This is a genomic window from Streptomyces avidinii (assembly GCF_045161815.1).
Classification (GTDB): Bacteria; Actinomycetota; Actinomycetes; order Streptomycetales; family Streptomycetaceae; genus Streptomyces; species Streptomyces avidinii.
The window spans coordinates 2375654-2400451 of the sequence record NZ_CP108863.1 but is presented as its reverse complement, the minus strand read 5'-3'; the positions used below and the strand labels follow the sequence as shown (position 1 = coordinate 2400451).

At 70.6% G+C, this 24798-nt stretch carries 17 protein-coding genes; 8 read left to right on the top strand and 9 right to left on the bottom strand.

Annotation, left to right across the window (positions count from 1 at the left end; translation table 11 throughout):
• Positions 1 to 15: 15 nt before the first annotated feature.
• Positions 16 to 2736, bottom strand: a complete 2721-nt coding sequence (gene mgtA / locus OG373_RS10575; protein WP_405437725.1) for a magnesium-translocating P-type ATPase — start codon at positions 2734 to 2736, stop codon at positions 16 to 18.
• A 594-nt stretch (positions 2737 to 3330) separates the two neighbouring features.
• Here mgtA and OG373_RS10570 point away from each other — a divergent pair.
• From OG373_RS10570 to OG373_RS10545, 6 genes are all read left to right on the top strand, one after another.
• Complete coding sequence (locus OG373_RS10570; protein WP_405437723.1) at positions 3331 to 4545, top strand: ROK family protein; 1215 nt, start codon at positions 3331 to 3333, stop codon at positions 4543 to 4545.
• Positions 4546 to 4662: 117 nt separating this feature from the next.
• Positions 4663 to 5778, top strand: coding sequence for a substrate-binding domain-containing protein (locus OG373_RS10565; protein ID WP_189967457.1), 1116 nt, complete (start codon positions 4663 to 4665; stop codon positions 5776 to 5778).
• A gap of 161 nt (positions 5779 to 5939) precedes the next feature.
• On the top strand, positions 5940 to 6728 hold the full coding sequence (locus OG373_RS10560; protein ID WP_405437721.1) for an ATP-binding cassette domain-containing protein: 789 nt from the start codon (positions 5940 to 5942) through the stop codon (positions 6726 to 6728).
• Positions 6729 to 6754: 26 nt separating this feature from the next.
• Positions 6755 to 8044 carry a sugar ABC transporter permease gene (locus OG373_RS10555; protein ID WP_397730046.1) on the top strand — a complete coding sequence of 430 codons (1290 nt, stop codon included), beginning with the start codon at positions 6755 to 6757 and terminating at the stop codon, positions 8042 to 8044.
• A gap of 263 nt (positions 8045 to 8307) precedes the next feature.
• Positions 8308 to 10257, top strand: a complete 1950-nt coding sequence (gene dxs, locus OG373_RS10550) for a 1-deoxy-D-xylulose-5-phosphate synthase (RefSeq protein ID WP_405437719.1) — start codon at positions 8308 to 8310, stop codon at positions 10255 to 10257.
• 124 nt (positions 10258 to 10381) lie between these two features.
• Complete coding sequence (locus tag OG373_RS10545; protein WP_397729953.1) at positions 10382 to 11881, top strand: amino acid permease; 1500 nt, start codon at positions 10382 to 10384, stop codon at positions 11879 to 11881.
• A gap of 95 nt (positions 11882 to 11976) precedes the next feature.
• Here OG373_RS10545 and OG373_RS10540 read toward each other — a convergent pair whose 3' ends face one another.
• The 7 genes from OG373_RS10540 to OG373_RS10510 all read right to left on the bottom strand — a co-directional run bounded on the left by OG373_RS10540 (position 11977) and on the right by OG373_RS10510 (position 20590).
• Positions 11977 to 13014: an LCP family protein gene (locus tag OG373_RS10540; protein ID WP_405437717.1), complete on the bottom strand. Its 1038-nt coding sequence runs from the start codon at positions 13012 to 13014 to the stop codon at positions 11977 to 11979.
• 91 nt (positions 13015 to 13105) lie between these two features.
• A complete protein-coding gene (locus OG373_RS10535; RefSeq protein WP_405437715.1) occupies positions 13106 to 15235 on the bottom strand; it encodes a 3-hydroxyacyl-CoA dehydrogenase NAD-binding domain-containing protein in 2130 nt (709 codons plus the stop codon).
• Positions 15232 to 16458: an acetyl-CoA C-acyltransferase gene (locus tag OG373_RS10530; protein WP_053177207.1), complete on the bottom strand. Its 1227-nt coding sequence runs from the start codon at positions 16456 to 16458 to the stop codon at positions 15232 to 15234. The genes OG373_RS10535 and OG373_RS10530 overlap by 4 nt, the downstream gene beginning before the upstream one ends.
• A gap of 205 nt (positions 16459 to 16663) precedes the next feature.
• Complete coding sequence (locus OG373_RS10525; RefSeq protein ID WP_405437713.1) at positions 16664 to 17419, bottom strand: ferritin-like domain-containing protein; 756 nt, start codon at positions 17417 to 17419, stop codon at positions 16664 to 16666.
• 100 nt (positions 17420 to 17519) lie between these two features.
• Entirely contained in the window at positions 17520 to 18803 is a 1284-nt protein-coding gene (locus tag OG373_RS10520; protein ID WP_405437711.1) for an HRDC domain-containing protein, read from the bottom strand.
• Between the two features lie 173 nt (positions 18804 to 18976).
• Positions 18977 to 19639 (bottom strand): response regulator transcription factor, encoded by a 663-nt coding sequence (locus tag OG373_RS10515; protein WP_007267191.1) that lies wholly within the window; start codon positions 19637 to 19639, stop codon positions 18977 to 18979.
• A gap of 294 nt (positions 19640 to 19933) precedes the next feature.
• Entirely contained in the window at positions 19934 to 20590 is a 657-nt protein-coding gene (locus OG373_RS10510; protein WP_405437709.1) for a DUF3000 domain-containing protein, read from the bottom strand.
• Between the two features lie 91 nt (positions 20591 to 20681).
• Between OG373_RS10510 and hemE the strand changes: the two genes are divergently transcribed.
• Together hemE and OG373_RS10500 are read left to right on the top strand one after the other, a co-directional pair.
• On the top strand, positions 20682 to 21746 hold the full coding sequence (gene hemE, locus OG373_RS10505; RefSeq protein WP_397729947.1) for a uroporphyrinogen decarboxylase: 1065 nt from the start codon (positions 20682 to 20684) through the stop codon (positions 21744 to 21746).
• A gap of 36 nt (positions 21747 to 21782) precedes the next feature.
• Complete coding sequence (locus OG373_RS10500) at positions 21783 to 22919, top strand: NADAR family protein (RefSeq protein WP_405437708.1); 1137 nt, start codon at positions 21783 to 21785, stop codon at positions 22917 to 22919.
• On the opposite strand, the gene OG373_RS10495 is transcribed toward OG373_RS10500, so the two are convergent.
• Positions 22910 to 24631: an alpha/beta hydrolase gene (locus OG373_RS10495; RefSeq protein ID WP_405437706.1), complete on the bottom strand. Its 1722-nt coding sequence runs from the start codon at positions 24629 to 24631 to the stop codon at positions 22910 to 22912. The two genes, OG373_RS10500 and OG373_RS10495, sit on opposite strands and share 10 nt — an antisense overlap.
• Between the last annotated feature and the right edge of the window lie 167 nt (positions 24632 to 24798).

The window sequence follows — 24798 nt, the reverse complement described above, 5'->3', positions numbered from 1 at the left end:
CTCCTTCCGGGGCTGCTACAGCCAGGTGTTGAACCGGCGGATGTACCAGGTCTTCACGAGCTGGGTGAGCGTGCAGTACGCGAGCAGGACGCCGATCAGCCACGGGAAGTAGCTCGCCGGCAGGGCCACGAAGCCCAGCGAGGGCGCCAGCGGCGAGAAGGGCAGCCAGAGCCCGGTCAGCACCGCGAGGACGGTCATCACCATCACCGGCCAGGAGGCGCGGGACTGGATGAAGGGGATCTTCCGGGTGCGGATCATGTGGACGATCAGGGTCTGCGAGAGCAGGCCCTCGATGAACCAGCCGGACTGGAAGAGGGACTGCTCGGCCGCGCTGTTCGCCCCGAAGACGTGCCACATGATCAGGAACATCGAGATGTCGAAGACGGAGCTGACCGGACCGATGGTGACCATGAAGCGGCCGATGCCCTTGGCGTCCCAGTTTCGGGGCTTGCGCAGGTATTCCTCGTCCATCCGGTCCCACGGGGTCGCCAGCTGCGAGATGTCGTAGACCAGGTTCTGCACCAGCAGCATGATCGCGAGCATCGGCTGGAAGGGGATGAAGGCGCTCGCGACCAGGACCGAGAAGACGTTGCCGAAGTTCGACGACGCGGTCATCTTGATGTACTTGATCGTGTTGCCGAAGGTGGTCCGGCCCTGGATCACGCCCTGCTCCAGGACGGTCAGGTCCTTCTCCAGCAGGATGATGTCCGCCGACTCCTTGGCGATGTCCACGGCGGTGTCCACCGAGATGCCGACATCGGCGTCCCGCAGCGCGGCCGCGTCGTTGATTCCGTCGCCGAGGAAGCCGACGGTGTGCCCGTCGGCCTGCAGAGCGCGTACGATCCGGGCCTTCTGGACCGGGTTGACCTTGGCGAAGACCGTCGTACGGGCGGCCAGCGCGCGCAGCGCGGCGTCGTCGAGGTCGTCGGTACCGGGGCCGAGCACCACCTGCCCGACGTCGATGCCGACGTCGGCGCAGACCCGGGCGGCCACGAGCTCGTTGTCGCCGGTGACGACCTTCACCGCGATGCCCTTGTCGGCCAGGCCCGTCAGGGCCCGGGCCGCGTCGGCCTTCGGCGGGTCGAGGAAGGCGAGGAAACCGACCAGGGTCAGCCCGTCCTCGTCGGCGACGGTGTAGGCCTCCCGCGGGGTGTCCATCGTGCGGGTGGCGACGGCGAGGACCCGCAGGCCCTGCCGGTTGTTGCCCTCGGCGATCCGGGTGACGTGCCACCGCAGCTGCTCGGTCAGCTCGACCCTCTCACCGCGGTCCCTCATGTGGGTGCACAGGGCCAGGACCTCCTCCACGGCACCCTTGGTGATCACGATGTGCTCGGGGCGCCCGAAGTCGCCCACCACGCGATTGCGCCCCAGGACCACCGACATCCTGCGCCGGGCGAAGTCGAAGGGGATCTCGTCGACCATCGAGAACCGTGCGTCGACGACAACCTCCTCGGCCTCGTCCACGCGGTCGATGACGGCCTGGTCCATCAGGTTCTTCAGGCCGGTCTGGAAGTGCGAGTTCAGGTAGCCGTACTCGAGCACCTCGGCGTCCTCGTCGCCGTGCACGTCCAGGTAGCGGTCCAAGACGATCCGGTCCTCGGTGAGCGTGCCGGTCTTGTCCGTGCAGAGCACGTCCATCGCGCCCAGGTTCTGGATCGCATTGAGCCGCTTGACGACCACCTTGCGCCTGGACATGGCCACCGCCCCGCGCGCCAGGTTGGCGGAGACGACCATCGGCAGCATCTCGGGGGTCAGTCCGACGGCGACGGCGATGCCGAAGAGGAAGGCCTCGTCCCAGTCGCCCTTCGTGAAGCCGTTGATCATGAAGACGACCGGGACCATCACCAGCATGAAGCGGATCAGCAGGAAGCTGACCCTGCGCACGCCGGTGTCGAAGTTGGTCTGAGGGCGCTCGCCGACCAGCGAGCCCGCCATCGAGCCGAAGTAGGTGTCGCCGCCGGTGGCGACGACCACGCCGGTGGCGGTGCCCGAGGTGACCGAGGTCCCCATCAGGACCAGGTTGTCGGCCTCCACCGGGTCGGTGGTGTCCGGCCTGCCGAGGTCCTGCAAGCGGGTGTCGGCCTTGGCCACCGGCAGGGACTCGCCGGAGAGCGCGGCCTGGCCGACATTGAGGTCCTTGGCGGTGATGAGCCGCAGGTCGGCCGGGATCAGGTCGCCGGCCGCCAGCTTGACCACATCGCCGGGGACCACCTGGTCCATGGGCACCTCGAACGTGGTGGGCGCGGAGCCGCTGCCTGCCCGGCGCTGCACCGCGCAGGTGGTGGACACGAGCTTCTTCAGCGCGTCGGCGGCGCGGCCCGAGCGGAACTCCTGCCAGAACCGCAGCAGCCCGCTGATCCCCACCATCACGGAGAGGATGACGACGCCCGGGTCCGCGGGGTCCTGCCAGTACATGACCGCCGCGAGGAGGACCAGGACGGCGATGAAGGGGTTCCGGAACGCCTTGGCCAGCTGGAGGTACCAGCGGGGGGCGCGCTCGTGGGCGACGACGTTGGCGCCGTGGCGCTCCAGGCGCAGGGCGGCCTCGGCGTGGGTGAGGCCGGCGGGCGAGGCGTCCACCTCCTGCAGGACCTGGACGCCCGAACGGGCGCTGATCCCGGCGAGGCGCTCGCCGACGAGCCGGGTACGGGCCTGCAGCTCGGCGGCCCGGCGCTCGCGGCGGGACCGGCCCGGCGGTGCGAGCTCGGCCGGGGTACGGGGGGTGAGCATGGTCATGACGAATACCTCCCTCCACGGTGTCCGGACAGCGCGAGGCCGAGCGGTCACGTGGAGTGATCATGGGTCGGCGCACGGCGGTCCGAAGGGGCCGCGGGCACGCCGATGGGCATGGATGACGCACGCCCGGCAGAGTTGGCAGGGCATGCGGAAGGAAGGGAATGTGGAAGGAAGGAACGCGCAGCAACGCGAGCGCGCACAAAGCAGCGGTCCACCGCTGCCGTGCGTACGCAGAGAAAGGTCAGCCGGTCACAAGGTCAGCCGACGAGAGCGCTGCAAGGACTTCGATCGGGACTCATCCCGAACACCTCCTTGCGCAGCGCGGTCATTACGAAACGCCCGATCCGGCCGGAAAGGCCACAGATGATCGGCGCCTCAGCGACCGTAGCACGATCCAGGGGGCCGCTTCTCTCCCCCTTTAGGTCAGTAGCGGCCGTTTCATGCCGCGTCAGCCTCTTGACGTCTGGATGCGCGCAGGCTCGACTTAAGGTTCACAAGTTGGAGAGATGCCGGGGTCTCGGAGTACGAAGCCGTGACGTGCCCCGGCCGGGGGGCGACGGCTTGCCGTCGCTAATGGGCAGGAGTGGATGAGTCGTGCAGACTCCCGGATCGCAGTCGTCGCTGCATCGCGCGAATCTCGAACGGGTCGTGCGGGCGGTGCGGCTCGCGGGATCGCTGACCCAGGCGGAGATCGCCCGCGCCACCGGACTGTCGGCGGCCACGGTCTCCAACATCGTCCGGGAGCTGAAGGACGGCGGGACCGTCGAGGTCACCGACACCTCGGCCGGTGGCCGCCGGGCCCGCAGCGTCTCGCTCAGCGGTGACGCGGGCATCGTCATCGGTGTCGACTTCGGCCACACCCACCTGCGGGTGGCGGTGGGGAACCTCGCCCACCAGGTGCTGGCCGAGGAGTCCGAGCCGCTCGACGTCGACGCCTCCTGGGCGGACGGCTTCGACCGGGCGGAGGCCCTGGTCGGCCGCCTGATCGCGGGCATCGGGGTGGGGCTGGAGAAGGTCATCGGCGTCGGGCTCGGCGTGCCCGGCCCGATCGACGTGGAGTCCGGGACCCTGGGCTCGACCGCGATCCTGCCGGGCTGGGCGGGCATCAACCCCCGCCAGGAGCTCTCGCAGCGCCTCGGGGTGCCGGTCTACGTGGACAACGACGCGAACCTCGGCGCCCTCGGTGAACTCGTTTGGGGGAGCGGGCGGGGAGTAAAGGACCTGGCCTACATCAAGGTGGCCAGCGGCGTCGGCGCGGGCCTCGTGATCAACGGCCAGATCTACCGCGGTCCCGGCGGCACGGCGGGCGAGATCGGGCACATCACCCTGGACGAGTCGGGCCCTGTCTGCCGCTGCGGCAACCGCGGCTGCCTGGAGACCTTCGCGGCCGCCCGGTACGTCCTGCCGCTGCTCCAGGGCACGCACGGGCCGGAATTGACGATGGAGCGGGTGGTCGAACTGGCCCGCGAGGGGGATCCGGGCTGCCGCCGCGTGATCACGGACGTGGGCCGGCACATCGGCAGTGGCGTGGCCAGTCTCTGCAACCTGCTGAACCCGAGCCGGGTGGTCCTGGGCGGCTCGCTGGCGGAGGCCGGTGAACTGGTGCTCGCTCCCATCCGTGAATCAGTGGGGAGGTACGCGATCCCCAGCGCGGCCCGGCAGTTGTCGGTGCTGACGGGGAGCCTGGGCGGGCGCGCCGAGGTGCTGGGCGCACTGGCGCTCGTACTCAGCGAGATGGGCGATTCGACGCTTTTGTCAGATCATGGGAGTGGAGTGCGCGCTCCAGCGGTCTTGTCTTCAGGTAGATAACGAATGGCACCGTTGTCATCTCGTTAAGAATTCACTCCTTGACGGCAAAACGCGGCCGGGGTTGACTCACATCCACCTCGGCCGCGGCGTAGCGGCCTCGTCAGGGAGGTTCAAGTAATGAACACGCGTATGCGCAGAGCCGCTGTAGCCGTTGCCGCCGGCGCCATGGCCGTTTCCCTCGCCGCTTGTGGCAGTGCCAAGGAGGCCGGCGACAAGACCAAGGAGTCCTCCGGCGCTGCCAAGGGCGACGCGATCAAGGTCGGCCTGCTCCTGCCGGAGAACCAGACCGCGCGTTACGAGAAGTTCGACAAGCCGCTCATCGAGAAGAAGGTCGCCGAGCTCACCGGTGGCAAGGGCGAGGTCGTCTACGCCAACGCCAAGCAGGACGCGACCACGCAGAACTCCCAGGTCGACACGATGATCACCAACAAGGTGGACGTCCTCATCGTCGACGCGGTGGACTCCAAGGCCATCGCCGGCTCGGTCAAGAAGGCGAAGGAGGCCGGTATCCCGGTCGTCGCCTACGACCGACTGGCCGAGGGCCCGATCGACGCCTACACCTCCTTCGACAACGAAGAGGTCGGCAAGGTCCAGGGCAAGGCGCTGCTGGAGGCGCTGGGCGACAAGGCCAAGGACGGCCAGATCGTCATGATGAACGGTTCGGTCACCGACCCGAACGCCAAGCTCTTCAAGTCCGGTGCGCACTCCGTCCTCGACGGCAAGGTGAACGTCGGCAAGGAGTACGACACCGTCGAGTGGAAGCCGGAGAACGCCAACACCAACATGGCGGCCGCCCTCTCCGCGCTCGGCAAGGACAAGGTCGTCGGCGTCTACTCCGCCAACGACGGCATGGCCGGAGGCATCATCACCGCCCTCAAGGCGGCCGGCGTCTCCCCGCTTCCGCCGGTCACCGGCCAGGACGCCGAACTCGCCGGTGTGCAGCGCATCGTCGCGGGTGAGCAGTTCATGAGCGTCTACAAGCCGTACGCCCCCGAGGCCGAGGCCGCGGCGAAGATGGCCGTCGCCCTCGCCAAGGGCGAGAAGCTCGAGGGAGTCACCACCTCCACGGTCGACAGCCCGACCACCAAGGGTGTCGCGTCCGTGCTGATCCCGGTCGTCTCGCTCACCAAGGGCAACATCAAGGACACCGTCGTCAAGGACGGCGTCTACTCGATCGACGAGATCTGCAGCGACAAGTACGCGGCGGCCTGCGCCGCCGCCGGCCTGAAGTAGCGGCCCCCGCCGTCTCCCCACGAGACGGCCCCCGTGCCTGACCGGCGTCCCGCCCACTCATCCCCGCCACCGGGCGGGGCGCCGGGCAGAAACGTTCCTCCCTCATACACCCTGCTCCTGCTCTTCTGTACGACATCCCCGCCGGTCAGGCGGCGAAGGAGATGGTTCATGTGTCCGCTGCGCCCGTGCTGGCGTTGCGAGGGGTCTCGAAGCGGTTCGGTGCCGTTCAGGCCCTCACCGACGTAGAACTCGAGATCCACTCCGGTGAAGTGGTCGCCCTCGTCGGCGACAACGGTGCCGGAAAGTCCACGCTGGTCAAGACGATCGCCGGCGTGCACCCCATCGATGAAGGTGTCATCGAGTGGGAGGGCCGCCCGGTCGCCATCGGCAAGCCCCACGACGCCCAGAACCTGGGCATCGCGACGGTCTACCAGGACCTGGCGCTCTGCGACAACATCGATGTTGTCGGCAACCTCTTCCTCGGCCGGGAGCTCAAGAGCTTCGGCATCCTCGACGAGGTGGAGATGGAGCGGCGCGCCCGCGAGCTCCTGACCACCCTGTCCATCCGGATCCCCAGTGTCCGGATCCCCATCGCCTCGCTCTCCGGCGGTCAGCGCCAGACCGTGGCGATCGCCCGTTCGATGCTGGGCGAGCCCCAGCTCGTCATCCTCGACGAGCCCACCGCAGCCCTCGGCGTCGAGCAGACCGCCCAGGTCCTCGACCTGGTGGAGCGGCTGCGCGAGCGCGGCCACGCCGTCATCCTCATCAGCCACAACATGGCCGATGTGAAGGCCGTCGCCGACAAGGTGGCGGTCCTGCGGCTGGGCCGCAACAACGGTGTCTTCAGCGTCGCCGACACCTCGCAGGAAGAGATCATCTCCGCCATCACCGGTGCCACGGACAACGCCGTGACCCGCCGGGCGGCCCGCACCTCGGAGGCCGGCAAGTGAGCACCCAGAACCCTGCCACCGGTCCACTGGACAAGGGCCCCGTCGACCAGCAGGAGCACGTCGACCCGGTCAACCCCGCGGCCGCGCACGACGCGATCCCGGCCGTGGACCCCCGCCTGCTCGTCAGGGAGGAGGGCCTCGCCGGATACGTGGGCGAGTTCAAGCGCAAGATGAAGGCCGGCGATCTGGGTTCCCTCCCGGTCGTCATCGGCCTGATCGTCATCTGGTCCATCTTCCAGGGGCTGAACTCGAACTTCCTCTCCCCGGAGAACCTCACCAACATCGCGATCACGATGACCGGCACCGGCATGATCGCCATCGGCATCATCTTCGTGCTGCTGCTCGGTGAGATCGACCTCTCGGTCGGCTCGGTGAGCGGTGTCTCGGGCGCGATCGTCGCCGTCCTCGCCGTCACCAACGGCGTGAACGAATGGCTGGCCATCCTGGCGGCCATCGTCGGAGGGGCCCTGATCGGCTCCATCCACGGCTTCTTCTTCGCCAGGATCGGCGCCCCGGCCTTCGCCGTCACCCTGTCGGGCCTGCTCTTCTGGCTCGGCGCGATGCTGCAGATCCTCGGCAGCAACGGCACGATCAACATCGACTCCGACGGCGTGGTCGGCCAGCTGACCACGTACTTCTTCTCGGACGTGGCCGTCGCCTACGGGCTGGCCGCACTCGCGGTGGCCGGTTACTTCCTCGCGTCCTTCTTCGACGCGAGGCGCCGCGAGGCCGCCGGGATGCCCTCCCGGCCGCTCGTCGAGGTCCTGCTGCGCACCGGTCTGCTCGCGCTGTGCACCTTCGGCCCCGCCGTGCTGTTCAACCAGTACAAGGGCCTGCCGCTCGCGGTGGTGCTCTTCCTGCTGGCCCTGGTCGTCACGGACTTCCTGCTGCGCCGCACGACCTTCGGGCGAAACGTTTTCGCACTGGGCGGCAGCGTCGAGGCCTCCCGCCGCGCGGGCATCAACGTCACCCGGATCCGGATCACGGTCTTCGCGATCTCCAGCACCTTCGCCGCCATCGGCGGTCTGTTCTGGGCCTCCAAGATCGCGGCGGCCAACCAGAGCGCCGGCGCCGGCGACCTGCTGATGAACGTGATCGCGGCGGCCGTCATCGGCGGCACCAGCCTCTTCGGCGGCCGGGGCCGGACCTGGAACGCCCTCCTCGGCGTCATGGTCATCGTCTCGATCCAGTACGGTCTGGCTCTGGAAGGCATCGCGACGCCGATCCAGTACATGATCACCGGTGCGGTGCTGCTGACCACCGTGGTGATCGACTCGGTCTCGCGCAAGACCCAGAAGACGGCCGGACGCGCCTGACAGCGCGTCCGATCGCCCGCCGGAGCGGCATTCGGCGGTAAGACCGGTCACAGTGCCCGGCGCCACTTCTTGTGGCGCCGGGCATCCGTGCTTACACGTACGGGGTACTCATGTGCGGGTATACGCCCGTATGTGATGTGTGGCCGAGCATTCGTGCGTACATGTATGACAAAGGTGTGACTCCCCCGGGACGGCCCGATGACCGAGCCCGGGAGCGGAACATTAGACTCGACAGATCAGCTGGCAACTGCAAGGAGGCACGGGTGCTGCTGCCCCGCATCAAGGGACCGCGCGATCTGGACCGGCTCAGCCAGGAGGAGCTCGACCAGCTCGCGGCCGAGATCAGGTCCTTCCTCGTCGACGCCGTCTCCAAGACCGGCGGGCACCTCGGCCCCAACCTCGGGGTGGTCGAACTGACGATCGCCCTGCACCGGGTCTTCGACTCGCCCAAGGACAAGGTCCTCTTCGACACCGGCCACCAGGCCTACGTCCACAAGCTGCTCACGGGCCGCCAGGACTTCGCCGGCCTGCGCACCAAGAACGGCCTGTCCGGCTACCCCTCGCGCGCCGAGTCCGACCACGACGTGATCGAGAACTCGCACGCCTCCACCGTGCTCGGCTGGGCCGACGGCCTGGCCAAGGCCAACGAGGTGCTGGGCCGCGAGGACCACCACGTCGCCGCCGTCATCGGCGACGGCGCGCTGACCGGTGGCATGGCCTGGGAGGCGCTGAACAACATCGCCGCCGCCAAGGACCGCCCCCTCGTCATCGTCGTCAACGACAACGAGCGCTCCTACGGCCCCACCATCGGCGGCCTCGCCAACCACCTGGCCACCCTGCGCACCACGGACGGCTACGAGCGCTTCCTGGCCCGCGGCAAGGAGATCCTGGAGCGCACCCCGGTCGTCGGGAAGCCGCTCTTCGAGACCCTGCACGGCGCCAAGAAGGGGCTCAAGGACTTCATCGCCCCGCAGGGCATGTTCGAGGACCTCGGGCTCAAGTACATCGGGCCCATCGACGGCCACGACATCGAGGCCCTGGAGTCCGCCCTGCAGCGCGCCAAGCGCTTCAGCGGCCCGGTCATCGTGCACTGCCTCACCCAGAAGGGCCGCGGCTACACCCCGGCCCTGGAACACGAGGCGGACCGCTTCCACGCGGTCGGTGTGATCCACCCGGACACCGGCCTGCCGGTGAAGACCGCCGCCGCCAGCTGGACCTCCGTCTTCGCCGACGAGATGGTCAAGCTCGGCCACGAGCGCGAGGACATCGTCGGCATCACCGCCGCCATGCTGCACCCGGTCGGCCTCAACAAGTTCGCCGAGGCCTTCCCGAACCGGATCTACGACGTGGGCATCGCCGAGCAGCACGGCGCCACCTCGGCGGCGGGCCTCGCCACCGGCGGGGTCCACCCGGTCTTCGCGGTGTACGCCACGTTCCTCAACCGCGCCTTCGACCAGGTCCTGATGGACGTGGCCCTGCACAAGTGCGGGGTCACCTTCGTCCTGGACCGCGCCGGCGTCACGGGTGACGACGGTGCCTCCCACAACGGCATGTGGGACATGTCCATCCTGCAGGTCGTCCCCGGTCTGCGGCTCGCCGCCCCGCGCGACGCCGAGCAGCTGCGCGCCCAGCTCCGCGAGGCCGTCTCGGTCAAGGACGCCCCGACCGTCGTGCGCTACTCCAAGGGCGTCGTCGGCCCGGCCGTCCCGGCCGTCGGTCGGATCGGCGGCATGGACGTCCTGCGCGCCCCGCGCGCCGAGGTCACCCACCCCCTCGGCCCTTCGGGCCTGGGGGGACCCCTTGGGGACGTACTGCTCGTCTCGGTCGGCGCGCTCGCCCCGATGTGCCTGGAAATCGCCGATCTGCTGGACAAGCAGGGCATCTCCACGACCGTGGTCGACCCCCGCTGGGTCAAGCCCGTGGACGAGGCCCTGGCCCCGCTCGCGGACCGGCACCGCGTGGTCGTCACGGTCGAGGACAACGGCCGCACCGGCGGTGTGGGAGCGGCCGTCTCGCAGGCCCTGCGGGACGCGGGTGTCGACGTACCGCTGCGCGACTTCGGCATTCCGCAGCGCTTCCTCGACCACGCCCTCCGCAAGGAGATCATGGCCGAGATCGGCCTGACCGCGCCGGACATCGCCCGGCAGGTCACCGGCCTGGTCGCCAAGCTGGACGGCCGCTACGACAGCGAGCCGGCCGCCGCCGTCGACTAGTCCGGAAATCGCCGCCCGCGCCGTTCGTAGATCGAGGCGCGGTTGCACGTCACGGGCCGGGAGATCACTCTTGAGGAGTGGGCCTCCCGGCCCGTTCGTGCGTCGTCACCTCTCGGAGGCGTCGGTGAGCAAGGATCTGAACAGCCCATTCCGTACCAAGACGGTGGAGCAGTCCATCCGCGACACGGAGGAGCCGGAACACGCGCTCCGGAAGTCGCTTTCCGCCTGGGACCTCACGGTCTTCGGGGTGGGCGTCATCATCGGCACCGGCATCTTCGTCCTGACGGGCATTGCCGCCCGCAACAATGCCGGTCCCGCGACCGCCCTGGCCTTCGTGGCAGCGGGCATCGTCTGCGCCCTCGCGGCGCTCTGCTACGCCGAGTTCGCGTCCACCGTCCCGGTGGCCGGGTCGGCGTACACGTTCTCGTACGCCTCGATCGGTGAGCTGCCCGCCTGGATCATCGGCTGGGACCTGGTGCTGGAGTTCGCACTCGGCACCGCCGTCGTCGCGGTCGGCTGGTCCGGGTACGTACGCCACCTCATGGACACCAACCTCGGCTGGACCCTGCCGACCTCCCTGTCCGGCCCCGATGCCGGCGGCCACTTCGACCTGCTGGCGTTCCTGCTGGTCCTGGCGCTGACGGCGATCCTGGTCGTCGGGACGAAGCTCTCGGCCCGCATCACCGCGGTCGTCGTCGCCATCAAGGTCACGGTCGTGCTGCTGGTCATCATCGCGGGCCTGTTCTTCATCAAGGCCGACAACTACTCGCCGTTCATCCCGCCGGCCCAGCCACAGGCCGAGGGCGTCAGCGGCTGGCACTCGCCCCTGGTCCAGTTGCTCTTCGGCTACGAGCCCACGAACTTCGGCGTCATGGGCATCTTCACGGCGGCCTCGCTCATCTTCTTCGCCTTCATCGGCTTCGACGTGGTGGCGACGGCGGCGGAGGAGACCAAGAACCCCCAGCGGGACATGCCGCGCGGCATCCTCGGCTCGCTGCTGGTCTGCACGGTGCTCTACGTCGCCGTGACCCTGGTGGTCACCGGCATGCAGAAGTACTCGGAGATGTCCCCGACCGCACCACTCGCCGAAGCCTTCAAATCGGTGAACCAGCCGTTCTTCTCGGGCGCCATCAGCCTCGGCGCGGCCGTCGGTCTGATCACCGTGTGCATGATTCTGCTGCTCGGCCAGACCCGCGTGTTCTTCGCGATGAGCCGTGACGGACTGCTGCCGCGGGTCTTCTCCGTGACGCACCCGAAGTACCGCACCCCCTACCGGGCGACCCTCTTGCTCGGCGGGATCATCGCGATCGTCGCGGGTTTCACCAGCCTGGAGACCCTCGCGGAACTGGTGAACATCGGCACCCTGTTCGCCTTCGTGGTGGTCGCGCTGGGCGTGATCGTCCTGCGCAAGACCCGCCCCGACCTGCACCGGTCCTTCCGGACCCCGTGGGTGCCGTTCATCCCGATCGTGTCGATCGCGGCCTCGTTCTGGCTGATGCTCAACCTGCCGGCCGAGACCTGGCTGCGCTTCGGCATCTGGATGGCCATCGGCATCGTCGTCTACTTCCTCTACGGCTACCGCAACAGCCGCCTGCACAAGGTCGGCCAGGACGCGAGGTTCTGAGCGCCGCTCGCCGGCCGCACACGACGCAGCGGGCCCGTACGGGAGACATTCCCGTACGGGCCCGCTGCGTCGTGCGTGCGGTTGCGGCAGGCGGCTCAGCCCTTGGCGGGGGAGTCCTTCGCCGAGGCCGGGACCTTCTGGTCGTTGCGCAGGGCCTCCCACAGCTGGGTCGCCTGCGGCTCGGCCACGACCACGCGGTTCGGGTCCACCTTGTCGTAGGCGACCGGAAGCATGATCGTCTCCATGGTGTCCGGGTCGACGCCCTTCATGCTCTGCGCGAAGTCGGACAGCGCGGTGAGGGAGGCGAGATCGGAGTCGGTGGTCAGCGACTTGGTGCCGGCGTCCGCGAGTTTGTACAGCCGTGCCGGGTTGCCGAGGGCGTCCTGCTTCTTGATCTCGGACAGCATCGCCATCATGAACTTCTGCTGCAGGCCGATGCGCCCGAGGTCGCTGCCGTCGCCGTAGCCGTAGCGGGTACGGACGAACTTGAGCGAGTCGGCGCCGTTCAGCCGGTGCGTGCCCGCGTCCAGCTTCAGGCCGCCCTTCGCACCGCTCATCGGCTTGTCCAGGGTGACGGTGACCCCGCCCAGCGCGTCGACCAGGCCCTTGAAGCCGGCGAAGTCCACCTCGACGAAGTGGTCCACGCGGACACCGGACAGCTGCTCCACCGTGTTGACCACACAGGCCGGACCGGCGAGCGAGTAGACGGAGTTGAACATGACCCGCTTGGCGGACGGCAGGGTCTTGCCCTTCCCGTCCTTGCACTCGGGCCGGGTGATGAGGGTGTCGCGGGGGATGCTCACCGCGGTCGCCTTGGCCCGGCCCTCGGGTATGTGCACCAGCATCGCGGTGTCCGAGCGGGCACCGCTGACGTCGCCGTGGTCGAGATCGGCGTTGGCCCCGGCGCGCGAGTCGGAGCCGAGCACCAGGATGTTCTGGGCGTTCGCGACGACCTTCGTGGGGCGGTTGTCGCCGATCGCCTGGTCCAGGTCGACGCTGTCGATGTTGGAGTTGAGGTGGCTGTAGGTCCACCAGCCGGCTCCGGCAGTGCCCAGGATCAGCACGGCGACCAGCAGCAGGGTGATCCGCAGAATGCGGCGGCGGCGCCTGGGCCGCGCGTGCTTTTCCGTCATGAGGGTGAATCTTAGACAGGTATTCGAACGGATCCGGCCCGCCCCCCGGAGGGAGCGGGCCGGTCCGCTGTACGGCTGTCCGCGACCGGTACTAGACCGGCACGCTCGCCAGGCCGGGGGCGAGGAACTTCTTGCCGTTGACGCGCTCCGAGACGCCTTCACGGTCCAGGTACGGCGTCACGCCGCCCAGGTGGAAGGGCCAGCCGGCGCCCGTGATGAGGCAGAGGTCGATGTCCTGGGCCTCGGCCACGACACCCTCCTCCAGCATCAGGCCGATCTCCTGCGCCACCGCGTCCAGGACGCGGTCGCGGACCTGCTCCTCGGTCAGGACGACATCGCCCTGTACGAGGAGGGCGGCGACCTCGGGGTCCAGCTCCGGCTTGCCGGAATCGTAGACGTAGAAGCCGCGCTTGCCGGCCTTGACGACGGCAGCCAGGTTCGGGGAGACGGTGAAGCGCTCCGGGAAGGCGCGGTTCAGGGTCTCGGAGACGTGCAGACCGATCGCAGGTCCCACGAGCTCCAGGAGCACCAGCGGGGACATCGGCAGGCCGAGCGGCTCGATGGCCTTCTCCGCCGTGACGACCGGGGTGCCCTCGTCGATGACGTTCTGGATCTCGCCCATGAAGCGGGTCAGGATGCGGTTCACGACGAACGCCGGGGCGTCCTTGGTGAGGACCGCGGTCTTCTTCAGCTTCCTGGCGACACCGAAGGCCGTGGCCAGCGAGGCGTCGTCGGTCTGCTCACCGCGGACGATCTCCAGCAGCGGGAGGATCGCGACCGGGTTGAAGAAGTGGAAGCCGACCACGCGCTCCGGGTGCTGGAGCTTGGAGGCCATCTCCGACACCGACAGCGAGGAGGTGTTGGTGGCGAGGATCGCGTGCGCCGGAGCGACCGCCTCGACCTCCGCGAACACCTTCTGCTTGACGGACATCTCCTCGAACACGGCCTCGATGATGAAGTCCGCGTCCGCGAAGCCCTCGGCCTTGTCCAGGACACCGGTCACCAGGGCGGTCAGGCGGTTGGCCTTGTCCTGGTTGATGCGGCCCTTGCCGAGCAGCTTCTGGATCTCGGCGTGGACGTAGCCGACACCCTTGTCCACGCGCTCCTGGTCGATGTCGGTGAGGACCACCGGCACCTCCAGGCGGCGCAGGAAGAGCAGCGCCAGCTGCGAGGCCATCAGGCCCGCGCCGACGACGCCGACCTTGGTGACCGGACGGGCCAGGGACTTGTCCGGGGCACCGGCCGGGCGCTTGGCGCGCTTCTGGACCAGGTTGAAGGCGTAGATGCCCGAGCGCAGCTCGCCGCCCATGATGAGGTCGGCCAGGGCCGCGTCCTCGGCGTCGAAGCCGGCCTGGAGGTCGCCCGACTTGGCCGCGGCGATGATGTCCAGCGCGCGGTAGGCGGCGGGAGCGGCGCCGTGCACCTTGGAGTCCGCGATGAAGCGGCCCTTGGCGACAGCCGCGTCCCAGGCCTCGCCACGGTCGATCTCGGCGCGGACGACCTCGGTGGTGCCGTTCAGGACGTTCGCGGTCCACAGGAGCGACTGCTCCAGGAAGTCCGCACCCTCGAAGAGCGCGTCGGCGATGCCCAGGTCGAAGACCTGCTTGCCGCGCAGCTGCTTGTTCTGGTTGAGCGAGTTCTCGATGATCACCGAGACCGCGCGCTCGGCGCCGATCAGGTTCGGCAGGATGGCGCAGCCGCCCCAGCCGGGAACCAGGCCGAGGAAGACCTCGGGCAGCGAGAAGGCCGGGATGGCCTTCGAGACGGTGCGGTAGGTGCAGTGCAGACCGACCTCGACGCCGCCGCCCATGGCCGCGCCGTTGTAGTACGCGAAGGTCGGGACGGCCAGCGCCGAGAGGCGCTTGAAGACGTCGTGGCCGCCCTTGCCGATGGCGAGCGCCTCGTCGTGCTTCTTCAGCAGCTCGACACCCTTGAGGTCGGCGCCGACCGCGAAGATGAACGGCTTGCCGGTGATGCCCGCGCCGACGATGGAGCCGGCGATGGCCTCCTGCTCGACCTGGTCGATCGCCGCGTTCAGGTTGGCGAGCGACTGCGGACCGAAGGTGGTCGGCTTGGTGTGGTCGAAGCCGTTGTCCAGCGTGACGAGCGCGAAGCGCCCGGCGCCGAACGGCAGGTCCAGGTGGCGGACGTGCGCGGACGTGACGACCTCGTCCGGGAACAGCTCGGCCGCGCCCTTCAGGAGCTCAGCGGTGGTGCTCACTTGGAGTCTCCCTCGGCGTTGAAGTTCGGGTTCTCCCAGATGACCGTGGCGCCCATGCCGAAGCCGACGCACATGGTGGTCAGGCCGTAGCGGACGTGCGGCTGCTCCTCGAACTGACGGGCCAGCTGCGTCATCAGGCGCACGCCCGAGGAGGCGAGCGGGTGACCGAAGGCGATGGCGCCGCCGTACTGGTTCACGCGGGCGTCGTCGTCGGCGATGCCGTAGTGCTCCAGGAACGCGAGGACCTGGACCGCGAAGGCCTCGTTGACCTCGAAGAGACCGATGTCATCGATCGTCAGGCCGGCCTGGGCCAGGGCCTTCTCGGTGGCCGGGATCGGGCCGTAGCCCATGACCTCGGGCTCGACACCCGCGAAGGAGTACGAGACCAGGCGCATCTTGACCGGGAGGTTGTTCTCCCGGGCGAAGTCCTCGGACGCGATGATCGCGGCGGTGGCACCGTCGTTGAGACCGGCGGCGTTGCCCGCGGTGACCCGGCCGTGCGTACGGAACGGGGTCTTCAGGCCGGACAGGTTCTCCAGCGTGGTGCCCGGGCGCATCGGCTCGTCGGTGGTGACCAGGCCCCAGCCCGTCTCACCGACCTCCGCGTTGGTGTTGCGCACCGAGATCGGGACCAGGTCCTGCTGGATCTTGCCGTCGGCGTACGCCTTGGCGGCCTTCTCCTGCGAGCGCACGGCGTACTCGTCGGCGCGGAGCTTGGTGATCGTCGGGTACCGGTCGTGCAGGTTCTCGGCGGTCATGCCCATGAACAGGGCGGACTCGTCGACCAGCTTCTCGGAGACGAAGCGCGGGTTCGGGTCCACGCCCTCGCCCATGGGGTGACGGCCCATGTGCTCGACACCGCCGGCGAGGGCGACGTCGTACGCACCGAAGGCCACGCCGCCCGCGACGGCGGTCACGGCGGTCAGCGCGCCGGCGCACATGCGGTCGATGGAGTAGCCCGGGACGGACTGCGGGAGGCCCGCGAGAATGCCGGCGGTACGGCCCAGCGTGAGGCCCTGGTCACCGATCTGCGTGGTCGCGGCGATGGCGACCTCGTCGATCTTCTTGGGGTCCAGGTCCGGGTTGCGGCGCAGCAGCTCCCGGATCGCCTTCACGACGAGGTCGTCGGCGCGGGTCTCGTGGTAGATGCCCTTCGGGCCCGCCTTGCCGAACGGGGTGCGGACGCCGTCGACGAAGACGACGTCCCTGACGGTACGAGGCACGTTGGCTCTCCTCCAGGTGCGGGGGTGCACTGCTGCGCGCGGGGGCGTTCGGCGTAGGTCGCTGAGCGCCCGCTCACCCGACCATGCTACTTGCGGGTAACCAATGTGCACACCCCCTCCCGGAGGAGCGGCGAAGGTCACACTCCCCGGCGCGGGAGCACGGCTGCGCCCGCCACCCCCGGGACCGCGCCCCGGGCGCCGCGCCTCACACGCCGGCGGGGCTGGACCCGTCCGGCGCCGGCGCCGGGAATCGGTCGGGGCCGGTGCGCATCGCCCTGGCCAGCGGGCCGGAGGAGCGGATCACGTCCGCGGTGAACCTGCGGCGCCGGACGCCCAGGTGGCGCAGCGCCGGGCCGTGGTCCGCGGCGACGATCGCGGCCGCCCCCGCGAGCAGGACCCGCCAGGCCGTCGTGGCGCACCGGCGGACGGGAGCCGGCAGCGGGGACAGCCCCTCGTGCAGCCGCCGGCAGTGGAACGGCACGTGCCGTTCCTCGTCCGCCAGGATCCGGCCCGCCACCTCCGCGGCCAGCGGATCGGGGGCCCCGTCCCGCACCGCCCGGTAGTACCGCAGGGCCACCACCTCCGCGACCATCAGCACCAGCAGTTCGACCCGCAGCCCCAGGAGCCGGCGCAGTCGCACGAACACCGCGTCGCTCCAGTGCCCGGACAGGGTGCCCGCGCCCCCGGCCGCGAGCAGCAGTGCCAGCATCCGCGCATGGTTCTGCTCCTCCGCGACGAACAGCCGTACCGCCTCGGCGTACGCCGGATCCCCGGCCCGCTCCGCCTTGCCGATCAGGGCGGAGCCGTCCCCGTCCTCACCCACCTGGAATCGCTGCAGGCTCCGGACGAGCGCCGGATCCAGCGCCGCGCCCCGGCTCCACGCGGGATCGCCCACCGTGGCGCGGCGCTCCCGCTCGGCCTCGAAGTCCCGCACCCACGCCTCGTATTCATGATTGATCATGTTCAAAAAGCTAGCGAGGTTTGAGCGTGTTCAAAAGATGCCCCCGGGGGGTTGTGGCGGAACCGGGACACTCGCTGCGCGCGGACTGGTCCAGGGTGCGTCAGGCGGTGGCGGCCAGGGCTGTGACCAGTACCGGGGTCACCAGCTCGATCTGCCAGGGCCGGGCGCCGTGGCCGGCGAGGGCCTGTGAGACAGCGTCCGCGGTCAGCCGCTGCGGCGGCTCCCAGCACAGCCGGCGGACCGTGTCGGGGGTGATCAGGTTCTCCTGCGGCAGGTTGAGCTCCTCCGCCAGCGCCGAGACGGCGGTGCGGGCCGCCGAGAGCCGGGCGGCGGCGGCCGGGTCCTTGTCCACCCAGGAACGCGGCGGCGGCGGACCGGCCGGGGTGGCCCCGGGCTGCGGCAGCTCGCTCTCGGGCAGGGCCTTCGCCCGGTCCACGGCGGCCATCCACTGGTCCAGCTGGCGCCGGCCCATCCGCTGCCCGTAGCCGGGCAGGGCGGAGAGGGTGTGCACGTTGGCCGGCAGGGCGAGAGCGGCCTCGACGATCGCGGCGTCGCCCAGCACCTTGCCCGGCGACACGTCACGCCGCTGCGCGATCCGGTCCCGGGACTCCCACAGCTCGCGCACGACCGCCATCTGCCGGCGCCGGCGCACCTTGTGCATGCCGGACGTACGGCGCCACGGGTCCTTGCGCGGCGGCGCGGGCGGGGCGGAGGCGATGGCGTCGAATTCCTGGCGGGCCCATTCGAGCTTGCCCTGCCGGTCCAGCTCCTTCTCCAGCGCGTCGCGCAGGTCCACCAGCAGCTCGACGTCCAGGGCGGCGTAGCGCAGCCACGGCTCGGGGAGCGGACGGGTCGACCAGTCGACGGCGGAGTGGCCCTTCTCCAGCGCGAAGCCGAGCACGCTCTCGACCATCGCGCCGAGCCCGACCCGCGGGAAACCGGCGAGACGGCCGGCCAGCTCGGTGTCGAACAGGGAGGTGGGCACCATGCCTATTTCCCGCAGGCACGGCAGGTCCTGGGTGGCGGCGTGCAGGATCCATTCGGTGCCGGACAGGGCTTCGCCCAGTGCGGACAGGTCGGGGCAGCCCACCGGGTCGATCAGTGCGGACCCCGCACCCTCGCGGCGCAGCTGCACCAGGTAGGCGCGCTGGCCGTACCGGTACCCGGAGGCCCGTTCGGCGTCGACGGCGACGGGGCCGGTGCCCGCGGCGAAGGCCGCGACCACTTCGGCGAGGGCGTCCGCGTCGGCGACCACCGGAGGAATCCCCTCACGGGGCTCCAACAAGGGAGTCGGCAGCCCACCGGGCGGAACAACGACGTCGTCCGGGGGGCCGCCCCCGGTGGTGGTGCGCAGGTCTGCTGCGGGATCTTGGGCGTCGGTCACCGGTCAAGGGTATCTGTGTATACGACGCGCCCGTCGCCGGAACGTTCCGTCGACGGGCGCGAGCGGTATGCGGGGCGTTTTCCCGGCAGCCTCCGGGGGTCTCCCGGGAGGTTTCCCGGCAGCGGCAGCGGCAGCGGCTGCGGAGGCGGGTATCCGGGGGCCGCGGCCCCGGGTCAGTGGATGATCCCGGTGCGCAGCGCCACGGCGACCATGCCGGCGCGGTCACCGGTGCCCAGCTTGCGGGCGATCCGGGCGAGGTGGGACTTGACGGTCAGGGCGGACAGGCCCATCGAGACGCCGATGGCCTTGTTGGACTGGCCCTCCGCGACGAGGCGCAGGACCTCGACCTCGCGGCCGGAGAGCTCGCGGTAGCCGCCCGGGTGGCTCGGGGCACCCGGGGGGCGGCGGTGCATACGGGCGGCGGCAGCGCCGATGGGGGCGGCGCCGGGCCGGGTGGGGAGCCCGATGTTGGTCCGCGTACCGGTGACGACGTAGCCCTTGACGCCGCCCGCGAGGGCGTTGCGCACGGCGCCGATGTCGTCGGCGGCGGACAGGGCCAGGCCGTTGGGCCAGCCGGCGGCCCGGGTCTCGGAGAGCAGGGTGAGACCGGAACCGTCGGGCAGGTGTACGTCGGCCACGCAGATGTCGCGCGGGCTGCCGACGCGGGGGCGGGCCTCCGCGATGGACGACGCCTCGATCACGTCACGTACTCCGAGGGCCCACAGATGGCGGGTCACGGTGGAACGGACGCGCGGGTCGGCCACGACGACCATGGCCGTCGGCTTGTTCGGGCGGTAGGCGACCAGGCTTGCGGGCTGCTCGAGAAGAACGGACACCTAGGCCTCCTGGGGGAGTGGCGGGACGGCCGGCTCGGGGAAGGAAGCCGGTGCGAACCGTGCGGATGGTCACCCACTCCTTCGGCACGTCACCCGCCCGGCTTTAGGGAATGATCACGATTTGGTGAGTAACAATTCGGGCAATTCGGACGCACGATCGATCATCGGTTGATCAGAAGCCCGCAAGGGGCGCCGTCTTTCGACAATCCGCCCAGGTCTTCGATCAGTCGTTCTGCACCGCGTGCCGTTCCCGGCGGCCGGACGGCTCTGTGACGCGGCCGTACGGCCCTGCCGCTACGGGTGGTGCGGACCGCGGCGCTGTGGCAGGGAGACCACGCCCGTCGCGGTGTCCGTCGGACCCACCGGCGGCAGGCCCGCGATCTGGCACAGCAGTTCGCACCACGCCGACAGGTGCGCCGAGGTGTCCGGCACCCCGCCCACCCCCTCGCGCGGCGTCCACGAGGCCCTGATCTCGATCTGGGTGGCCGGACGCCGCTCCGCGAGCCCGCCGAAGTAGTGCGAGCCCGCCATGGTCACGGTGCCGCTCGCCTCCCCGTACGCCAGCCCGCGCGCGTCCAGCGCGCCGGTCAGCCAGGACCAGCAGACCTCGGGCAGCAGCGGGTCCGCGGCCATCTCCGGCTCCAGCTCCGCCCGTACGAGCGTCACCAGCCGGAAGGTCCCCTGCCAGGCGTCGTGCCCGGCCGGATCGTGGAGCAGGATGAGCCTGCCGTCGGCCAGGTCGTCCTCGCCGTCCACCACCGCGGCCTCCAGCGCATAGGCGTGCGGCGCCAGTCTCTGGGGTGGTTTCGTGGGGTCGATCTCGATCCCCGGACGCAGCCGGGACTTCCTCAAGCCGTCGACCGCCCGCCGGAACGGGAGCGGGACGGAGCTCTCCTTCGCGCTGTCCGTACCCTCGGCGCCATCTGAAAATCGTCCCTGAGCCGCAGCCATGCGGGGAAGACTAGGCGGAACGAGCGCCCGTACGGCGCAGGGACACCCTCGCCGGGGCGGACACTTCTTCATACGTGCGAAGATTTGGGTCGTGAGCGCCAACACCCGCCCCACGGGCCAGCCGAGTCAGACGTACGATTCCGCCTTCCTGAAGGCGTGCCGGCGGGAGCCGGTGCCGCACACCCCGGTGTGGTTCATGCGACAGGCGGGGCGCTCGCTCCCGGAGTACCGCAAGCTGCGCGAGGGCACGCAGATGCTGGAGTCCTGCATGCGGCCCGACCTGGTCACCGAGATCACGCTGCAGCCGGTGCGGCGCCACCAGGTGGACGCGGCGATCTTCTTCTCGGACATCGTGGTCCCGCTCAAGGCCATCGGCGTCGACCTGGACATCAAGCCGGGCATCGGCCCGGTCGTCGCCCAGCCGATCCGTCGCCGCGAGGACCTCGCACAGCTGCGCGACCTCACCCCCGAGGACGTCTCGTACGTCACCGAGGCGATCGGCATGCTCACGGGTGAACTGGGCTCCACTCCGTTGATCGGATTCGCGGGCGCGCCTTTCACCCTCGCGAGCTACCTGGTCGAGGGCGGACCCTCCAAGAACCACGAGCACACCAAGGCCCTCATGTACGGGGACCCGAAGCTGTGGGCCGACCTCCTGGACCGCCTCGCGGAGATCACCTCCGCCTTCCTGAAGGTCCAGATCGAGGCCGGCGCCTCCGCCGTCCAGCTCTTCGACTCCTGGGTCGGCGCGCTCGCCCCGGCGGACTACCGCCGCTCGGTGATGCCGGCGTCGGCGAAGGTCCTGGAGTCCGTCGCCTCGTACGGGGTCCCGCGCATCCACTTCGGCGTGGGCACCGGCGAGCTCCTCGGCCTCATGGGCGAGGCCGGCGCGGACGTCATGGGCGTCGACTACCGGGTCTCGCTGGACGAGGCCGTGCGCCGCGTCGGCCCCGGCAAGGCGCTCCAGGGCAACCTGGACCCCGCGGTGCTCTTCTCCACCCCGGAGGCCGTCGAGGCCAAGACGGACGAGGTCCTCGCGGCCGCCGCCGGCCTGGAGGGCCACATCTTCAACCTGGGCCACGGCGTCCTCCCGACGACCGACCCCGACGCGCTGACCCGCCTGGTGGACTACGTCCACACCAAGACGGCCCGCTGATCCGAGCAAGATCGAAACGTCGGTACCGTGCCATGCATGACATGGCACGGGCCGACGTTTCGCATATCCGACGGAGAAACCATCGACGGGGTCTGGTGCCTCGTCGAGAGCAAGCACGACTGGCTGGACGAGCACCACACCGAGCACCTCTTCGTCTACGCGGACGGCAGGATCACCCGCGGGCGGTACGAGGAGACCGACCTGGCCGGGCTGGGGAGGCTGCTGGCCTCGGGGAAGCTCGCACTGGACCCGCCGGGAGTCCGGGAGCGTCCCGCCGAGCCGTCGAAATGGCGGTCCCGCAGCCCGGAACCGAGGACGGACGAGAGCTTCCTCCTGGAAGTCGCCGACGAGATCGCCCGGCTGGCCGGCAGGCCGACGGCGGCCGACCGGTGCTGGGACGCCATCCGCGCCCACCTGGCGGAGCCGACACAGGAGCGACGGGTCCGGCTCCGGGACGCCTACCTCGCCGTCCCCGCCCACCGGCGGGTCTACGTCCTGGGCGACATGGACAGCCAGGACCGGCCGCTGCGGATCCTGGTGACCGACCCGGGCGAGGCGGTGGACGGAGACGGCCCGGTGGTGACGCACGAGCTGCACCGGGAGGCCCTCGCCTACTTCACCGACCTTGAGGAGGGCGTGGAGCGGGCCGAAGAGCGGCGGGCCGTCCTGCACGCGGACGACCCGAGCGGTGCCCCGCAGCCCCCGGTCGTCCTCCATCAGACCGTGTACCCGCAGGGCCCACCCGCCGAACCCGGCGACTTCGCGCTGCGCAACGACCACGACGCCCCCTTCACGTACGCGGGGCAGACCTACCCCACCGTGGTCCACGGCTACTGGGCCCTCTCGGCCGCGGCCCCCGCCGACCACGAGCGCATCCGCTCCGCCGCCACCGCCGACGAGGCGCGGGAAGAGGGCGGGCGTGCGGCGCGGCGTGCCGACTGGTCCGGTGTGCGGCTCGCCGTCATGGCCGGGCTGCTGCGGGCCAAGTTCGACCAGCACCCCGACCTCGCGGACCTGCTGCTCGCCACTGGCGAAGCGGGCATCAGCTACACCGGTTTCTCCGACGCCCCCTTCTGGCGCGACGAGGACCCCCGCGGCGGCCGCAACTGGACGGGCCGCCTCCTGGAACTGGTCCGCTCCGAACTCCGGGCAGCGCGCCGGCCTCAACGGTGAGGACGTCCGCTCCGGATCCACGGCTCGGCCCGGACCGGACGGGCGGGGAAGGGGCCGGGCGGACGCAGCATCCAGGACGTGAGGAAGTGTCCCGTCTCCCGTCCGCCCGCCGCGTCCGGGCGGGGCGACGAGGCGGCGGACGGGGACAGTTCCGGCGCCGCCGCGAACGGCGGGGTGTCCTGCCCGCACCGCGCCCCCTGCGGCGGGAGCGCGCCGGTCAGGACGTACCGCACCACATGACGCTTCACGCAGGCACTCGGGTTGTCCAGCGCGGTGTGCCCGTAACCGTCGAGCGTCAGCAGCCGGGCCCCGGCGAGCTCCGCGGCCATCGCCTGCCCGCCGCGGTAGGGGGTCGACGGGTCGTGCACCGTGTTGACCACCAGCACCGGGTGCGCGGTGGTCCGGTTCCACGGGCCCGTGTACCGGTCGGCGGCCCGGGCCGGCCACGCCGTGCACGGCTCGTTCGCCCACGCCCACCACCGGCCGAGCGCCCCGGCCCGCTGCACGGCCCGCTTCTCCAGCTCGGCGTAGCGTTGCGGGGAAGCGGGGTTGGGGCTCTCGGAGCACAGGACGGCGAGCGACTGTTCGAACCCGGGGTAGTGGTCGGGCCCGGTCGGCGCCGGGGGCTCGTCGGGCGCCCGTCCCTGCCACAGGGCCTGAAGCATGTCGGCCGTCCCGGCCCAGCCCGGGTGCACGGTGTAGAGCCCGCCGCGGACCTCGCTCACCGCCCGGGCGTACGTCCAGCTTCCGACCGGCCGCCCTTCGAGACGCGTCAGCAGGGTGTCGTACTTGGCCCGGGTCGCGGCCGGGCTCCCCGCGGAGAACGGGCAGCGGGACGCCGGCGCCCGGCCGCAGCGGTCGAGGAACTGCGCGAGCGTGTCGGCGGATCCGAGGTCCGAGCCGAGGCGCAGGAAGGTGTTCAGCCCGGGCTCGGCGCGCGCGCCGTGGTCCATCCACTCCTGCGGGTCGACGTTGCCGTCGACCACGAGCCGCCCGACCCGGTCGGGGAAGAGGTTCGCGTACGTCGCGCCGAGCAGCGTGCCGTACGAGATGCCCCAGTAGCGCAGCCGGTCCTCTCCCACCGCCCGGCGGAGCAGGTCCAGGTCGCGCGCGGTGTCGGCGGTCGAGACGTGGCGCATCAGCTGCGGATCCCGCCGCTCGCACCGCTCGGCGAGCTCGACGTGCGCAGCTATGTAGGCCCGCTGCTCCTGGGGGCCCACGGGGAACGGCGGGACGTCCTTGTGCCAGGCCGCGGCCTCGGCGGCGGTGTCGAAGCAGCGCACCGCCGTACTCTCCCCGACGCCGCGCGGATCCCAGCTGACGATGTCGAAGCGGTCCTTCAGCTCCTGCGGAAACTTGCCGTACAGCTCGGGCAGTCCGAGGGTCCCGGGGCCACCGGGCCCACCGGGGTTGAAGAACAGCGACCCGGCGCGCCGCCGCGGGTCGGCCGCCCCGCGGCGGATCACCGCCAGGTCGATCGTCCGGCCCGAAGGGGCGGCGTGGTCCAGCGGCACCTTCGCCACCGCGCAGTCGAAGCCCGCCTGCGCCGGCCCGGAGCACGGCCGCCAGCGCAACGCGCGGCCGCCGCTGTCGCCGCCTCCGCCCGGACCGCCCGCCGACGCCACACCGGCCGCCGCCGTCAGCGCCAGTAGGGCTCCTGCCGCCAGCCCCGCCGCGCCTCGCAGCGGTGTCGATATGCCGGTGCTGCGCATCGCGGGCCCTTCGTACGGGGGAGGGTCCACGGGTGCCGACAGACCCTGCCTGTCATGACACCGGCGGTCGGTGCGCCGGGCAACCGACGGGCGTCCGAACGGGTGGGCCTCGAACGCCGGCCGGCCCGAGGTCCGCCTCGAACGCCGGCGGGGCCGGATTCGGCTGA

Coding starts and splice junctions, on each gene's coding strand:
- mgtA (WP_405437725.1), bottom strand. CDS start 2,736: ATGACCATGCTCACCCCCCGTACCCCGGCCGAGCTCGCACCGCCGGGC.
- OG373_RS10565 (WP_189967457.1), top strand. CDS start 4,663: ATGAACACGCGTATGCGCAGAGCCGCTGTAGCCGTTGCCGCCGGCGCC.
- OG373_RS10560 (WP_405437721.1), top strand. CDS start 5,940: ATGGTTCATGTGTCCGCTGCGCCCGTGCTGGCGTTGCGAGGGGTCTCG.
- OG373_RS10540 (WP_405437717.1), bottom strand. CDS start 13,014: ATGACGGAAAAGCACGCGCGGCCCAGGCGCCGCCGCCGCATTCTGCGG.
- OG373_RS10525 (WP_405437713.1), bottom strand. CDS start 17,419: ATGATCAATCATGAATACGAGGCGTGGGTGCGGGACTTCGAGGCCGAG.
- OG373_RS10510 (WP_405437709.1), bottom strand. CDS start 20,590: ATGGCTGCGGCTCAGGGACGATTTTCAGATGGCGCCGAGGGTACGGAC.
- OG373_RS10500 (WP_405437708.1), top strand. CDS start 21,783: ATGACATGGCACGGGCCGACGTTTCGCATATCCGACGGAGAAACCATC.
- OG373_RS10495 (WP_405437706.1), bottom strand. CDS start 24,631: ATGCGCAGCACCGGCATATCGACACCGCTGCGAGGCGCGGCGGGGCTG.